Raw genomic sequence first — 16,019 nt, 5'->3', positions numbered from 1 at the left:
ATGGCCACGCGGGGAGCCGGCCTCCTCACGCGCCGCGAGGTCCACGGCGCGACGGCCCTGCACGGACGGGGGCGGTGGCGGCCGAGCCCGTACGTCGTGTTCGGCGGGCTCTTCTGGGTCGTGATGTCGCTTGCCTTCTGGCGGGTGCCGATGTGCTGCGACTTCGGGCAGCACGCGGCGGTGATCGAGCGGCTCAAGGCCGACCTGCTGCATCCGCGCCACCCGATGGCGGACCTGCCGGGCGCGGGCAGCCCGTACTACTCGCCGTACGCGGTGGCGCAAGGTGTCTTCGCGCGGGTGACCGGGCTCGCGGGCTGGGAGGTCGTGAAGCTGGCGGGGCCCTTGAACCTGCTGGTGCTGCTCACGGGTCTCGGCCGGTTCGTGAAGGTCCTGACGCCACGTCAGTGGGCGCCCGTGCTCGCGCTGTTCGCGATGGTGCTGCTCTGGGGCACCCGGATGGCGTGGTGGAGCGGCTACCTCGGCCTGATGTCGATGACGGGGAACCTCGCCTATCCGTCGACGTTCGCGATCGGCCTGGCGTTCTGGGCGTTCGGCTGGGCGGGCGCGTTGGCGAAGTCGCCCCGGGGCGTCATGGCGTACGTGGGTCTCGGCGCGCTGTGCGGGGTGATCCTGCTCGTTCACCCGATCTCGTCCGTGGCCGCGGTGATCGGGGTGGTGGCGTTCGCCGCCTCGGCCCGGCGCCCCTTCGCGGGGCTGTGGAAGTGGGCGGCGACCGGCGTGACAGCGGCGGTGATCGCGGCGAGCTGGCCCTACTTCTCCGTGTTCTCGCTCGTCGGTGACGAGAGCGTCGACTGGATCCACCGGCAGCTCTACACCGAGATGCCCCAGCGGTTCTGGCTCGCGCTGATCGGCCTGCCCGCGCTCGCGCTCAGGTTCCGCGGGAACCGGCGCGACCCGCTGGTCCTGATGTTCGTCCTGGACTGCGCGGTCGTGGCGTACGGCTGGCTGAGCGGTCACTACACCTACGGCCGCATCATGGGCCTGACCCTGGTCCCGCTCCAGTTCGCCCTCGCGATCGAACTGGCGGCGCCCCGGCCCTGGCGCCGGTGGCGCATGGCCCTGGGGGGTGTGGCGGCGACCGGAGCGGCCGTCGGGTTCTTCACGCTCCAGGCGGGCGCCGTCGTGCCGCGCGCGCTCGACCCGGTGGGCTTCGACCAGCCGCCGCGCTGGCCGGGCTACGGCTGGGCGGTGAGCCAGATGCGCCAGGGGGACGTCGTCCTGACCGACGGCTACTACCCCACCCGCTCCCTCCCGGCGTACGGCGCCAACCTCGTCGCCCCCGCCTGGCCGGACGCCTCGTTGGCCGAGGACACGCGCAATCACCGCCTCCAGAAGGTGCGCGACTACCTCTCCGAGGAAGCGACCCGCGCGGAACGCACCCGGATCGTGCGCCGCTACGACGTGCGCTGGCTGCTGCTCTCGCCCGACCAGAAGGTGCCCGACGAGGCGGTGGTCGTGGCGTGGGGGCCGCGGACGGGCGAGGTGCTTGCGCGGGTCAGCGGCGGGAAGACGGATGCGGGAGACGGCGGCACGGATACGGGAGACAGCAACACGAAACAGCCGAAGACCCCCTAATCGGATAATTACCGGCAACCTCTAAAATTTCCCCCGTGGACCCCTCTCTGTCTCTCTCGCCCCCGCCGCCCCCGTCGCCCCAGGTCTGCGTCGTCGTGATCGGCTACAACGACGCCGCGCACATCACCGACGCGGTGCGCTCGGCGCTCGCCCAAGGCCCCGCCGTCCGCGAGGTGATCGCCGTCGACGACTGCTCGACGGACGGCAGCGACGAGCTGCTCGCGGCGCTCGCCCGGGAGGATCCGCGCGTCACACCGATCCGCCGCGCCACCAACAGCGGCGGTTGCGGAACCCCCCGCAACGACGGCATCGAGGCCACGACGTCCGCGTACGTGATGTTCCTCGACAGCGACGACGTGCTGCCGCCGGGCGCGGTGGACGCCCTCCTCAAGGCCGCCGCGCGGCACGACGCCGAGGTGGTCACGGGCCTGTGCGTACGCCGTGAACTGCCCTCCGGACGCGAGACGCCCTGGCAGCCCATGCTCTACACGAAGCCGCGCCTCATCGCGCGCCCCGAGCTGCGCACCCGCCTGGTCCACGACACCCTGTGCGTCAACAAGCTCTACCGCACCGACTTCCTGCGAAAGCACACCCTCCGCTTCCCCGAGGGCCGCTTCACGTACGAGGACTTCGTCTTCACGGCCCGCGTCCTGGCCGCCGGCCCCCGCATCGCGCTGATCACGGACCCCGTCTACGTGTGGAACGTGCGGCGCACCGCGGCCAAGCTGTCGATCTCCCTGGACCGCTCGGGCATCGACAACTGGCGGGCCCGACTCGAGGCCCACCGGCAGGCCGTCGAGATCCTGCGGGAGGCGCGGAGCGCGTCGGGCGACGCGGGCAAGCGGCTCGCGCGGGCCGCGCGCGCCAAGTTCATCGACCACAGCCTGCGGATGTACGCGCGTGAGCTCACCACGCGCAGCCCGGAGTACCGCGCGGAGTGGTGGACGGCCACGCGCGCGTACCTCGCGGGCTTCGACACGGGCGACCTGGACGCGGCACCCGCGCCGGGCCGCATCATCGCCCGGGTGATCCTGGCGTCCCCCGAGCCGCGCGACCTGACCCGCCTCCAGGAGGTGGCCGCCCGCCCCGCGCGCCTTTCGCCGCCCTACGCGCGGTCGGCCGACGGCGAGACTCCCGTCTGGTCCCCCGACCTCCCCCAGGTGACCCTGGACCACCTCCTCGTGCGCCCCATCCGCCTCCTCCCGCTCGCGGTGGACGCGGAACTGCGGCCGCGCGCGGGCGGCAGCCGCCTCACGCTGCGGCTGCACGAGCTGTACGGGCGGGTGGCCGAGGCGGGCCCGACGACGGTCGACGTGGAACTCGTGCCCAGGAACGGCGAAGGCCCGGTGCTCCGCCGGACGGCGGCGTTCGGCCCGACGGAGGACGGGGAGACCTGGCTGACCGAGGCCGTCCTGGACCTGGGCGCGCTCGGCGGCGGCGTGTGGGACCTGCGGCTGCGCCTGCACTTCGGCGACGGGACGGCGCGCGAGACGACGGCGCGCGCGGTGGCCGGCCCGGGTCTGCTGCGGCGCACGGCGCTGCCGTCACTGCGGGGAATTCTGCTGGCCCAGCCCTACCGGACGCAGGCGGGGAATCTGGCGGTGCGGCTCGCGCCGGGGCTGCGGGGAGTGCTCGGGGTGGTGCGCAGGCGGCTCGCGCGGTGGGTGGGCGGAGCGGGACGCTGACGCCGCCCGAACACCGGCCTCTGCGAGACTGCACAACCGTCCACCGTCCCCCGGACCCTCCACCCGGACCCACAGAAGAAGGCTGAGTGACGATGACCTGGCTGATCACCGGCGGCGCCGGCTACATCGGGGCACATGTGGTCCGCGCCATGACGGACGCCGGCGAGCGGGCCGTGGTCTACGACGACCTGTCCACGGGCATCGCCGAGCGCGTGCCCCAGGGTGTGCCGCTGGTGACCGGCTCGACCCTCGACGCGGACCTCCTGGCCCGCACGCTGGCGGAGCACTCCGTCACGGGTGTCGTGCATCTGGCGGCGAAGAAGCAGGTCGGCGAGTCGGTGGAGCAGCCGCTGCGGTACTACCACGAGAACGTGGAGGGGCTGCGGGTCCTGCTGTCGGCGGTCACCGAGGCGGGCGTCGCGTCCTTCGTGCTCTCCTCGTCCGCGGCCGTGTACGGCATGCCCGACGTGGACCTGGTGACGGAGGAGACGCCCTGCCTGCCGATGAGCCCGTACGGCGAGACGAAGCTGGCGGGCGAGTGGCTGGTCCGCGCGACGGGCCGGGCGCACGGCCTGTCGACGGCGTCGCTGCGGTACTTCAACGTGGCGGGCGCGGCGAGCCCCGCGCTCGCCGACACGGGCGTGTACAACCTGATCCCGATGGTCTTCGAGAAGCTCACGGACGGTGAGGCGCCGCGCGTCTTCGGCGCGGACTATCCGACGCCGGACGGCACCTGCGTACGCGACTACATCCACGTGGCGGACCTCGCGGAGGCCCACGTCGCGGCGGCCCGCAAGCTGGCGGCGGCGCCCGGCGGCACGGACCTGACGCTCAACATCGGCCGCGGCGAGGGCGTCTCGGTCCTGGAGATGGCCACCCTGATCAACGAGGTGACGGGGTACGACCTGCCGCCCGTCGTGGCCCCCCGCCGCCCCGGCGACCCGGCCCGGGTGGTGGCGTCGGCGGACCGCATCGCCACGGAACTGGGCTGGTCGGCCAAGCGGGACGTGCGCGAGATGGTGACGTCGGCGTGGGCCGGCTGGGTGCGGACGCACCCGGGGGCGGCGCGGCAGTAGCCTCCGCCTCCGTCAGCTTCGCCTCACAAGGCCCGCAGCGCCGCCGCCGTAGCCGTGGCCAGGCCGGCCAGGTAGCCCTTGGGCAGCTCCGCGCGCACCACCACGGAGCGCCAGTAGAGCGGCCCCGACACCAGGTCGAGGGCCAGGCCCTCGTCCACCCCGTCCCGTACCTCGCCCCGCGCCACGGCGGCCCGCACGATGCCGTTCGCCACCCCGTGCTGCCCCTCCCGCAAGGCCTTCTGCAGGGCCTCGGCGATCTCCGGGTTGCGTGCCGCCTCCGCCTGCAGATCGGGGATCACCTGCGAGGCCACGGGGTGCCGCAGGGCGCGTGACGTCACCTCGTACAGCAGCCGCAGATCGCCCTCCAGGGAGCCGCTGTCCGGCATCGGCAGGCCCTGGACCGCTATCGCCGACACCAGGTCGAGCACGAGATGCAGCTTGGAGCGCCAGCGCCGGTAGACGGCGGTCTTGCCGACGCCCGCGCGGCGCGCGATGCCCTCGATGGACATGCGCGCGTACCCGACCGCCGCGAGCTCCTCGAAGACGGCGGACCTGATGGCCTCGGTCACATCCTCGCGGAGCACCGCCGCGCCCGCGGGCGCCCTGCGGCGGGGTTGTTCATCTCCTGGCCTGCTCGTCGTCATGCGGACAGCATAGAACGTCACGACGATACGGTTGCGTTCCGACGTCGCATCGTCCTACTCTCGACGTTGCGACGATACGGGTCCGTCCCGACGCAACGAGTAAGGAGCCGCGGAAGTGAGTCAGGTTCTCGACGCGCCACCCCGCACGGCGGCCCCGGCCCCCGACCCGGCCGAGCTCGCGGCCCGGCACGGCCTGACCGTCAGCGGCGCCCGCCCCACGCTCCCCGGGTACGTCCGGCAGCTGTGGCAGCGGCGCCACTTCATCACCGCCTTCGCCACCGCCAAGCTCACCGCCCAGTACAGCCAGGCGAAGCTCGGCCAGGTCTGGCAGGTGATGACGCCGCTGTTGAACGCGGCGGTCTACTACTTCATCTTCGGCGTGCTGATGAACACCAAGCACGACGTCCCCGACTACGTCCCGTTCCTGGTCACCGGCGTCTTCATCTTCACGTTCACGCAGAGCTCGGTGATGGCCGGCACCCGCGCCATCGCCGGCAACCTCGGCCTGGTCCGTGCCCTGCACTTCCCGCGGGCCGCGCTGCCCATCTCGTTCAGCCTCCAACAGCTCCAGCAGCTCCTGTTCTCCATGGGCGCGCTGGTCGTGATCCTGCTCTGCTTCGGCGTACCGCCGAGCCTGTCCTGGTTCCTCGTGGTCCCGGTCCTGGTCCTGCAGTTCACGTTCAACACCGGCCTGGCCCTGGTGATGGCCCGCCTCGGCAGCAAGACCCCCGACATCGCCCAGCTGATGCCGTTCGTGCTGCGTACGTGGATGTACGTGTCCGGGGTGATGTGGAGCATCGACGCGGTCCTCAAGGACCAGCACCTGCCGCGCGCGCTCCAGGCCCTCCTGGAGTGCAACCCGGCCGCCATCTACATCGACCTGATGCGCTTCGCGCTCATCGACAGCTTCCGGGCGGGCCAGCTCCCGGCCCACGTCTGGGCGTGGGCCGTCGGCTGGGCGCTGCTCGCCGGAGTCGGCGGGTTCATCTACTTCTGGAAGGCAGAGGAGACGTACGGCCGTGGCTGACACCAGGAACGACAACGCCCCCACCGTCATCGTCGACCAGGTCGACATCGTCTACCGCGTGCACGGCGCCGGCGCCACCGCGGGCCGCGGCAGCGCGACCGCCGCGCTCGGCCGCATCCTCAAGCGGGGTGAGTCCCCCGGCGTACGCAAGGTGCACGCCGTCAAGAAGGTGACCTTCACCGCCCACAAGGGCGAGGCCATCGGCCTGATCGGCACCAACGGCTCGGGCAAGTCGACCCTCCTGAAGGCGGTCGCGGGGCTCCTGCCCGTCGAGCACGGCCGTATTTTCACCGACGGCCAGCCCTCGCTGCTCGGCGTGAACGCGGCCCTGATGAACGACCTCACCGGCGAGCGCAACGTCCGGCTCGGCGGCCTGGCGATGGGCATGACCCGCGAGCAGGTCCAGGAGCGCTACCAGGACATCGTCGACTTCTCCGGCATCAACGAGAAGGGCGACTTCATCACGCTCCCGATGCGTACGTACTCCTCCGGCATGGCGGCCCGGCTGCGCTTTTCCATCGGCTCCGCCAAGGACCACGACGTCCTGCTCATCGACGAGGCCCTGGCGACCGGCGACCGCTCCTTCCAGAAGCGCTCGGAGGCCCGCATCCGCGAGCTGCGCAAGCGCGCGGGCACGGTCTTCCTGGTCAGCCACAACAACAAGTCGATCCGCGACACGTGCGAGCGCGTGCTCTGGCTCGAGCACGGCGAGCTGCGCATGGACGGCCCGACGGCGGACGTCCTGAAGGAGTACGAGCAGTTCACCGGCGCCAAGAAGTAGGTGCCGGTGGGTCATCGCTCCAGGAACGCGAACAACTCTTCCCAGCGCCGTACGACTTCATCCGTCGTGTAGCGCTGGATGTTCACCCTGGCCAGCTCCCCCATCCGGTCCCGCAGTTCCTTGTCGGACATCAACGTGTCCAGCCTGCGCGCCAGTTCACCCGTGTTCCCGAGCCGCGCGAGCAGCCCGTCCACGCCGTCCTGGACGATCTCGTGCACGCCGGGCGCGCAGTCGAAGGCCGCGCACGGCACGGCGGTCGCCATGGCCTCCATCAGCGCGAGCGGGAAACCCTCGCCCCGCGACGACTGCACGAAGACCGAACCGCCCCGCAGCGCCCCTGGCACATCGCTCGTGCGTCCCCTCCACTCCACGGAGCCGTCGAGGCCGAGAGACGTGCACTGCTTCTTGAGGATCTCCTCGTCCTCGCCGGAGCCGTAGATCCGCAGCTTCCAGTCCGGGTGCAGCGGCGCGACCTCCGCCCAGGTGTCGAGGAGCATGTCGATGCCCTTCTGGTCGTGCAGCCGGCCGATGCTCGTGACGACCTTCTCCGTGCGCCGCGAGGGCACATCGGGCATGAACGGCAGCGGGTTCGGCATGAAGGACGCGTTGTCCATGCCCTGCCTGATCCACAGATCGGCGTCCTCGCGGGTCAGCGCGAGCATCCGGTCGACGTCCTTGTAGTGCTTCTTCACCCGCCCGAAGCGTGAGCACGCCCGCGAGTACGCGAACGACTCGTGGCTCATGCCGATGACCGTCAGGCCGGTGGTGTCGGCGAGTTCGACCCACTCCATCGCCCACACCTGCGTGACGATGACGACGGCTCCGGGCCTGGCCCGCGCGAAGAACGCGGTCAGCTTGGCGGCCTGCTCGTGCATGCCCTGCTCGCGCCGCGTGCGCTGCCGGTGCTGGGCCACGTTGAGCCGGCCCTTGATGCCGCGGGCCGGCCCGACGCGCGGCGGGTGCTCGTCGTACAGCGTCGTGGTGGGGTAGGGCAGGTCCGTGCCGATGTCCTGCGGTACGCCGGGCTCCGTGATGCCGATGACGTGCACGCGGTGGCCGCGCTCGACGAAGAGGCGGGCCATCTGGTGGGACCAACTGGTGATCCCGCCCAGCTCGTTGACGCTGTTGGAGACGAAGAATATGTCCCGGTTCACTTGCCGCTCCAGTGCGAGAAGAACTGATCGACGACGCTCTTGGCGGCATCGCCCCGGTCGTACTCACCGAACTCGGCCACGAACCGCGCCCGTGCCGCCGCGTACTCGAGGACGTGCTCGTCCAGCGCCTTCAGCGCCCCGAACAGTTCCTCCTCGGTGTCGACCACCGGCCCTGGAGCCCGTTCCCGCAGGTCGAAGTAGGTGCCGCGGCCCTCGTGGACGTACTCCTCGTAGTCGTACGTGAAGAACAGCATCGGCCGGTCGAGGAGCGCGTAGTCGAACATCACGGACGAGTAGTCGGTGATCATCGCGTCCGCGAGTTCGTAGAGGGGCGTGACGTCGTGGTGCGCGGAGACGTCGATGACGCTGCCGCGCACGGACGGCGGGAGCACCACGTGATTCAGGTAGTGCGAGCGCACGAGCAGCACATAGCGGTCGCCGAACTCCTCCGCGAACCGCTCGACGTCGAAGGGCAGTTCAAAGCGTCCGTACCGGCCGCCGTGCCGTCGGAAGGTCGGCGCGTACAGCAGCACCTGCTTGTCCTCGGGGATGCCCAACTCCGCTGCGAGCGGCCCGCGTTCGCGCACGCCGCTCGCGTCCTCGGCCCGCTTCGCGCGCACCAGCGCGTCGTTGCGCGGGTAGCCGACCCGCAGCAGCACCTTCTCCTGCAGGCGCAGGGCCTTGGCGAGCGTGCGCACGTCGTGCTCGGAGCGGATCAGGAAGCGGTCGAAGCGGCCGAGCACCCGCTCCTGCTCCTCCTGCCGTGCCTTGCTGCGCAGCTTCCAGGCGGGCTCGTCGAAGCCCATACGCTTGAGCGCGGAGCCGTGCCAGGTCTGGATGTACGTCGTCCCGGGCCGCTTGGTGAGCTTGAGCGGGTAGCTCTGGTTGTCGACCCAGAACTCGGCCTGCGCGAGGGCCCGCAGATACGGCAGCGACCAGCGCCGCACCAGCGTGGCGTCCCGCGGAAAGCCCTCGGGGCTGCCCGCGTAGGACCACACGGCGTCGAAGTCGAGGCCCTGGCGCCGCATCTCCTCGTAGATCGCCCGGGGGCTGTCGCTGTACTGCTTGCCGAGGTGGCTCTCGAAGACGACCGTGCCCTTCTTCACCGGCAGCCGGCTGAACACCTCGTCGTACACGCGCAGTTTGCTCTGCCCGGAGGTGATGTCCTTGCGCAGCTTCTTGGCCCTGCGGAAGCCGGACTTGGCGAGCCGCCCCGGCACGCCCTGCGTCCCGCGCGCCACGAGGTCCTGGATGCGGCCGCTCGCCGACTCCCGTGTGACGAGGCGGAACGCGAGGTGCCCGCGCTGCGAGACCTCGGGCTCCATGTGGTCGGCGACCAGGCGGGTCAGCCGCGGCCGCACGGGCAGCTTGCCCTCGGCGAGCCCCGGGTCGCACGCGGTGAGCCGTGTCCTGGTGCGCACGCCGTCGGCGGTCAGATGCAGGCGCACGTCCCACACCGCGTCGACCACGCCGAGCGGACGCAGGCGACGGGCGAGGTCGACGGAGGCCTCCCAGACGATGACGTCGCCCTCGTGCCGCACGGCGGAGACCGGGAAGCGGAACGTCTGCAGGCTGCGGCGGCGCGCGCTGAACTCCAGCTCGGCGGTGAGCACGGCGTCCGGGCCGACGACACCGAGCGGGTTGGTGACGCGGCCCGCCATGCGGACCGTCCCCGCGGACTCCTCGTACCGCGTCAGGACGTTGCGCAGGAACATCTGGTCGAGGCGCTTGCTGTGATAGCCGAGCGCGGTCACGTCCAGGACCCGGCGGCCGAACGGGTCGTCGAGGTGCTCGGCGCACCAGTACACGCGCCCGTCCCGCTCGGCCAGCGGCGAGGAGATCTTGTCGCGGTTGGTGAGGGTGTCCACGGCGGGCAGCAGGTTCTCCCAGTCGCCCTGCTCCAGGAGGTAGGCGCAGATGGCCTGGATGGGCTGCACCTCGTCGTACGCGGCGCGGTCGAGCCCGGCGAGGTAGTCGCGGGCGAGCCCGGCGAACTCCTGCCGGAAGGCGGCGTCACGGAACGGCAGGTCGCGCAGGTGGAGCACCAGGTCGTGCTTGAGGAACTTGATGTCCTTGGCGAGCCGCAGTTCGTCGAGTCCGCGCTCCGCGAGCAGCGCGTCGATGCGGCGGTGGATCTCCAGGCGGTGCTCGAAGTTGGTCATCTCGTGGCGCCGGTTGGTCACGGACTTCGCGGCGTCGGCGGCGCGCTCGTGGACGTGCCAGTAGTAGACCTGGTTGGGGATGAGGGTGATGCGCTCGGCGGCGAGATAGGCCTCGGCGATGAACATCAGGTCCTCGTAGAACATGCCCTTGGGGAAGCGCAGGGCGTTCTCGACGAGGAAGTCACGGCGGTAGAGCTTGTTCGTGGAGAGGGTGTCCCAGACGAACAGGTCGGGCAGCTCGGTGACCGACTCCAGGGTGCGGGTCGTGGCGTAGAGCCAGGGGTACCACTGGTCGCGCTTCTTGTTGCGGGTGTCCATGGAGAGACGGACGCAGAGCCCGGAGACGATGTCGGAGCCGTCGCGCTCGGCGGCCTCGAGGAGGTTGCGGCAGGCGTTGCGCTCCAGGACGTCGTCGCTGTCGAGGAACATCACGTGGCGGCCGACGGTGTGTCCGATGCCCACATTGCGGGGTTCGCCGCCCGCGCCGCTGTTCTCCGGCAGCTGGTAGGCCCGCACGCGCTCGGGGTGCTCGGCGGCCAGGCGCTGCGCCGTCCCGTACGAGTCGTCGGTGCTGCAGTCGTCGACGATGACGACCTCGACGCCGCGCAGCGTCTGGTCGAGCACCGACCGGACGGCGGTCGGCAGCCGCTCGGCGTCGTTGTAGACGATCACCACCACGGACACATCGGGGCGCTCGGGTCGTTCCCCAGGCGTCCCCCACTCACCTATCTCTCCCATGCGTCCCTCCAGTCAGATGCCGGCTCATCCTACTAATTATCGCTAATGCCCGATTGGCGCTCTTCAGGGGGGTGTGAACGGCCTAGTCCCGATACGCGAAAGGGGGCGCCCCGGGCCATCAGGCCCGGAGCGCCCCCATCGGCGTACGAGGGACTACGAGTGGGTCCGCAGCAGCGTCCGCATCGTCCGCATGGCGACCGACAGGTTCGCCAGGTCGAAGGCGTCCGAGCTCTGGATCTCGTCCAGGGTCGTCCGCGACCGGCTCAGGATCGCCGCGTTCTTCTCCTCCCAGGCCTTGAAGCGCTGCTCGGGAGTGTCCTCGCCGTTCCCGGCGGCGAGCACGTCGGCCGTCAGGGCGGCGTGCGCCGCGTACAGGTCCTCGCGGATCGACGCACGCGCCATCGACTGCCAGCGGTCGGCCCGCGGCAGCTCGATGATGCGGTCCATGAGCTGGGTGATCCGCAGCCGGTCCGCGAGGTCGTAGTACACCTCGGCGACGGCCATCGGGTCCTTGTCCGTGCGGTCGGCGATCGCCACGATGTCGAGCGACGGGAAGGCCGACGAGAACCCGGCGACGCGCTGCGCCAGTTCGTCGGGAACGCCCGCGCCCACCAGCTCGTCGCGGATGCCCTGGTACCACTCCTGGTCGGAGCCGCGCAGCAGCTTCGGCAGCTCGGTCCAGACCTCGGCGACGCCCTGACGGAAGAAGTCGATGGTCTCGGCGAGCTGGAGAGGCTGCGGCCGGTTGTTGAGCAGCCAGCGCGTGCCGCGCTCGACCAGGCGGCGCGAGTGCAGCCGGATGCGCGTCTGGACATCGGCCGCCACCACGTTGTCGAGCGCCTCGACGGCGTCCCAGACCTTGCTCAGACCGAAGATCTCGCGGGCCGCGAGCTGCGCCCGCACGATCTCCTCGAGCGAGGCTCCCGTCTCCTCGCGGAGGCGGTGCAGGAACGTCGAACCGCCCGTGTTCACCGTGTCGTTGACGAGCACCGTGGTGACGATCTCGCGGCGCAGCGCGTGCCCGTCGACCTGCTCGGGGAACTTCTCCCGCAGGGCCGCGGGGAAGTACGCGTGCAGCAGACCGCGCAGGTACTCGTCGTCCGGCAGCGTCGTCTGGATCAGCTCGTCGGCCGCCGTGATCTTCGTGTACGCGAGGAGCACGGCGAGCTCGGGCTGGCTGAGCCCGCGGCCGGAGCTCAGGAGCTCGCGGATCTGCCGGTCGCTGGGCAGGAACTCGAGGCCCCGGTCCAGGTGGCCGTCACGGCCCAGACGGCGCATGAAGCGCTGGTGGGCGTGGAGGAGGGACGGGGACTGGGCGACCGCGTTCGACAGGGCGGTGTTCTGCGCGTAGTTGTTGCGCAGGACCAGGGTGCCGACCTCGTCCGTCATCGCGGCGAGGAACGTGTTGCGCTGCTTGACGGTCATGTCACCGGCGCCGACGACCGCGTTGAGCAGGATCTTGATGTTCACCTCGTGGTCGGAGGTGTCCACGCCCGCGCTGTTGTCGATGGCGTCGGTGTTGATGCGCCCGCCGGCCTGCGCGAACTCGATGCGGCCGAGCTGGGTCAGGCCGAGGTTGCCGCCCTCGCCGACGACCTTGACGCGCAGGTCGGCGCCGTTCACGCGGATCGCGTCGTTCGCCTTGTCGCCGACGTCGCTGTTGGACTCGGCCGACGACTTCACGTACGTGCCGATGCCGCCGTTCCACAGCAGGTCCACCGGCGCCTGCAGGATGGTCTGCATCAGGTCGGCCGGCGTCATCTTGCCGACGCCCTTCTCGATGCCGAGGGCCTCGCGGATGTGGGCGTTCAGCTGGATCGCCTTGGCGCTGCGCGGGAAGATCCCGCCGCCCGCGGAGAGCAGCTCCTTGTTGTAGTCGGCCCAGGAGCTGCGCGGCAGCTCGAAGAGCCGGCGGCGCTCGGCGTACGAGGTCGCGGCGTCCGGCCTGGGGTCGATGAAGATGTGCCGGTGGTCGAAGGCGGCCACCAGGCGGATGTGCTCGGAGAGCAGCATGCCGTTGCCGAACACGTCACCGGACATGTCGCCGACGCCGACGACCGTGAAGTCCTCGCTCTGCGTGTCGGTGCCCAGCTCCCGGAAGTGCCGCTTGACGGACTCCCAGGCGCCGCGGGCGGTGATGCCCATGCCCTTGTGGTCGTACCCGGCGGAACCACCGGAGGCGAAGGCGTCGCCGAGCCAGAAGTTGTAGGACTGGGCGACCTCGTTCGCGATGTCGGAGAACGTCGCGGTGCCCTTGTCGGCGGCGACCACGAGGTACGTGTCGTCCTCGTCGTGGCGCACCACGTCGGCGGGCGGCACGACCTCACCGGCGACCAGGTTGTCGGTGATGTCGAGCAGCGCCGAGATGAACGTCTTGTAGCAGGCCACACCCTCGGCGAGCCACGCGTCGCGGTCCACGGACGGGTCGGGCAGCTGCTTGGCGACGAAGCCGCCCTTGGCGCCGACGGGCACGATGACGGTGTTCTTCACCATCTGCGCCTTGACCAGGCCGAGGATCTCCGTGCGGAAGTCCTCGCGCCGGTCGGACCAGCGAAGGCCACCGCGGGCGACCTTGCCGAAGCGCAGGTGGACGCCCTCGACGCGCGGCGAGTACACCCAGATCTCGTACGCCGGACGGGGCGCGGGGAGTTCCGGGATGGCCTGCGGGTCGAACTTCATGGAGACGTAGTTGTGCGGCTTGCCGCCCTCCGCCTCCTGGAAGAAGTTGGTGCGCAGGGTCGCCTTGATGACCGTGAGGAAGGACCGCAGGATGCGGTCCTCGTCCAGGGAGGCGACCTGGTCGAGGGCGGCATCCAGCTCCTCGAGAAGGGCGTCCGTCAGCTCGACGCCGGCGCGCTGGCGGTCCGGGGACATCCGCGCCTCGAAGAGCGAGACGAGCAGCCGGGTGGTGTGGACGTTGTTGAGGAGGGTGTCCTCCATGTAGTCCTGGCTGAAGGTGGAGCCCGCCTGGCGCAGGTACTTGGCGTAGGCGCGCAGAACCATCGCCTGGCGCCAGTTGAGCCCGGCCCGCAGGACGAGCGAGTTGAAGCCGTCGACCTCGGCCTCGCCGGTCCAGGCGGCGGAGAAGGCCTCCTGGAAGCGCTCGCGGCCGTCGTCGCCCAGGTAGTCGCCGTTGCCGTTCTGCGACTTGGGCAGCCGGAGGCCGAAGTCGTAGATCCACGCGTTCGTGCGGTCCGTGCAGCGCAGCTCGTACGGGCGCTCGTCGGTGACCTCGACGCCCAGGCGCTGGAGGACCGGCAGGACGGCGGAGAGCGAGACCTGGCCGCCCGAGCGGTAGATCTTGAAGCGGCGCTCGCCGGGGGCCGCGCCCACCGGCTCGTACAGGCTGAGCGCGAAGTCCTTGTGCCCGAGCTTGAGCTGCTCCAGGTGCTGAAGGTCGGCGACGGCCGCCCGCGGGGAGTGGTCGGCCTTGTAGCCCTCGGGGAAGGCACCGGAGTAGCGGCGGAGCAGTTCGGCGGCGCGCTCCTCGCCGCACTCGGCGGTCAGCGCCTCGGCGAAGCCGTCGGCCCAGGAGCGGGCGGCCTCGACGAGCCGGGCCTCGATGCGGTCGGTGTCGGCGTCGGTGAGCTTGGGAAGCCCGCCGCCGGGCGCGACACGGACCACGAAGTGCAGCCGGGAGAGGATCGACTCGGTGTTCCAGGCGGTGAAGTCGACGCTGGTGCCGCCGAGCTCCTCCTTGAGGATGTCGATGATCCGCAGCCGGACGCCGGTGGTGTAGCGGTCACGCGGCAGGTAGACGAGCGCGGAGTAGTAACGGCCGTACTCGTCCTTGCGCAGGTACAGCCGCAGCCGGCGGCGCTCCTGGAGGTAGAGCACGGACGTGACGATCGCGCGCAGCTCGTCGGGCGGGGTCTGGAAGAGCTCGTCGCGCGGGTAGGTCTCCAGGATCTGGAGCAGGTCGCGGCCGTCGTGGCTGTTGGGCGAGAAGCCCGCGCCCTTGAGGACTTCCTGGACCTTGCGGCGGATGACCGGCACGCGGCGCACGGACTCGGTGTACGCGGCGGACGAGAAGAGGCCGAGGAAGCGGCGCTCCCCGATGACGTTGCCGTCGGAGTCGAACTTCTTCACGCCGACGTAGTCGAGGTAGCTGGGCCGGTGCACGGTGGCGCGGCTGTTGGCCTTCGTCAGGACGAGGAGCTTGTGCTCGCGGGCCTTCGCGCGCGCGTCCGCGGGCAGCCGGCTGAAGGAGGGGCTGACCGGGTGGTCCTCCTCCCCGTCGTGCTTCGGGTCGGCGCGCAGGATGCCGAGGCCGGTGCCGGGCACCGCGGCGAGCGAGTCGTCGTCCGTCAGGACGTACTCACGGAAGCCCAGGAAGGTGAAGTGGTTGTCGGCGAGCCAGCGAAGGAGCTCGCGGGCCTCGTCGACCTCCTGGTCACGCAGGTCGTCCGCGGTCGGCTCGGTGGGAAGCTCGTCGGCGATGCGCAGCGCGGCGTCGCGCATCTTCTCCCAGTCCTCGACGGTCTCGCGTACGTCGGACAGGATCCGCAGCAGATCGGCGCTGATCTGCTTCAGGTCCGCGCGGTCGGTCTCGCGGTCCATCTCGACGTGGATCCAGGACTCGGTGACCGCGTCGTGCGGGCGCTCCGTGCCGGGGTCGGTGAGGACCTCGAGGAGCTTGCCGGTCAGATCACGGCGTACGACGACCTGGGGGTGGATGACGACATGGATGCCGCGACCCTGCCGCGAGAGCTCGTTGGTGACCGAGTCGACCAGGAAGGGCATGTCGTCCGTGACGACCTCGACGACGGAGTGGCTGCACGTCCAGCCGTTCTCCTCGACGGTCGGGGTGTGCACGCGGACGTTGGCCGTGCCCTGCGGGCGGTTCTCGGCCAGCCGGTAGTGGGAGAAGGCTGCTCCGAAGACGTCGACCGGGTCACGGTCGGCGAGGTCTTCCGGGGCGGTGTGCAGGTAGTAGCGCTGGAGGAACGCGAGGGCCATGTCCTCGTCAGGACTGGCCTCGTCGCCCTTCGACCCGGTCGGTGCCCCATTCGGTAGGCGGCCACCGACCGGGCTGTTCTCAGCTACCCGGGCCGCCCGTGTGAGCAACTCGGCTTTGGCTTCGTCCAGCTTGGTCTGCATTGTCCTCTGACTCCTGTCGCGCGCCGTTGCGTGACGTAGAAGGAAGTGATCCGACG

The 16,019-nt window shown here is 70.7% G+C and carries 9 protein-coding genes; 5 read left to right on the top strand and 4 right to left on the bottom strand.

Translation table 11 applies throughout. The annotated features are described in order from the left end of the window. The 3 genes from AB0M70_RS04660 (at position 1) to galE (ending at position 4,357) form a co-directional block, all read left to right on the top strand. Positions 1 to 1,596: a hypothetical protein gene (locus tag AB0M70_RS04660; RefSeq protein ID WP_365817528.1), complete on the top strand. Its 1,596-nt coding sequence runs from the start codon at positions 1 to 3 to the stop codon at positions 1,594 to 1,596. A 35-nt stretch (positions 1,597 to 1,631) separates the two neighbouring features. Then, the gene (locus tag AB0M70_RS04655) at positions 1,632 to 3,281 is read left to right on the top strand and encodes a glycosyltransferase family 2 protein (protein ID WP_365816370.1); all 1,650 of its coding nucleotides are present in this window, start codon (positions 1,632 to 1,634) and stop codon (positions 3,279 to 3,281) included. 92 nt (positions 3,282 to 3,373) lie between these two features. After that, entirely contained in the window at positions 3,374 to 4,357 is a 984-nt protein-coding gene (gene galE / locus AB0M70_RS04650; protein WP_365816368.1) for a UDP-glucose 4-epimerase GalE, read from the top strand. Between the two features lie 23 nt (positions 4,358 to 4,380). Here the strand turns inward: galE and AB0M70_RS04645 are convergent, their stop codons facing one another. Continuing rightward, a complete protein-coding gene (locus AB0M70_RS04645; protein ID WP_365816366.1) occupies positions 4,381 to 5,001 on the bottom strand; it encodes a TetR/AcrR family transcriptional regulator in 621 nt (206 codons plus the stop codon). A 115-nt stretch (positions 5,002 to 5,116) separates the two neighbouring features. Here AB0M70_RS04645 and AB0M70_RS04640 point away from each other — a divergent pair, with 115 nt between their 5' ends. Together AB0M70_RS04640 and AB0M70_RS04635 are read left to right on the top strand one after the other, a co-directional pair. Next, complete coding sequence (locus AB0M70_RS04640; RefSeq protein ID WP_365816364.1) at positions 5,117 to 6,028, top strand: ABC transporter permease; 912 nt, start codon at positions 5,117 to 5,119, stop codon at positions 6,026 to 6,028. After that, positions 6,021 to 6,809, top strand: coding sequence for an ABC transporter ATP-binding protein (locus AB0M70_RS04635; RefSeq protein ID WP_365816362.1), 789 nt, complete (start codon positions 6,021 to 6,023; stop codon positions 6,807 to 6,809). Before AB0M70_RS04640 ends, AB0M70_RS04635 begins: the two co-directional genes overlap by 8 nt. Positions 6,810 to 6,820: 11 nt before the next feature. Here AB0M70_RS04635 and AB0M70_RS04630 read toward each other — a convergent pair whose 3' ends face one another. From AB0M70_RS04630 to AB0M70_RS04620, 3 genes are all read right to left on the bottom strand, one after another. Then, entirely contained in the window at positions 6,821 to 7,963 is a 1,143-nt protein-coding gene (locus AB0M70_RS04630; RefSeq protein WP_365816360.1) for a glycosyltransferase, read from the bottom strand. After that, positions 7,960 to 10,863, bottom strand: coding sequence for a bifunctional glycosyltransferase family 2 protein/CDP-glycerol:glycerophosphate glycerophosphotransferase (locus AB0M70_RS04625; RefSeq protein ID WP_365816358.1), 2,904 nt, complete (start codon positions 10,861 to 10,863; stop codon positions 7,960 to 7,962). Before AB0M70_RS04625 ends, AB0M70_RS04630 begins: the two co-directional genes overlap by 4 nt. A 153-nt stretch (positions 10,864 to 11,016) precedes the next feature. Then, on the bottom strand, positions 11,017 to 15,963 hold the full coding sequence (locus AB0M70_RS04620; protein ID WP_365816356.1) for an NAD-glutamate dehydrogenase: 4,947 nt from the start codon (positions 15,961 to 15,963) through the stop codon (positions 11,017 to 11,019). Positions 15,964 to 16,019 lie beyond the last annotated feature (56 nt).

Origin of the sequence: Streptomyces sp. NPDC051214, from assembly GCF_040682375.1 — a bacterium.
GTDB lineage: Bacteria > Actinomycetota > Actinomycetes > Streptomycetales > Streptomycetaceae > Streptomyces.
Note: the sequence above shows the minus strand (reverse complement) of the source record. Positions and strands in the feature narration are given on the sequence as shown.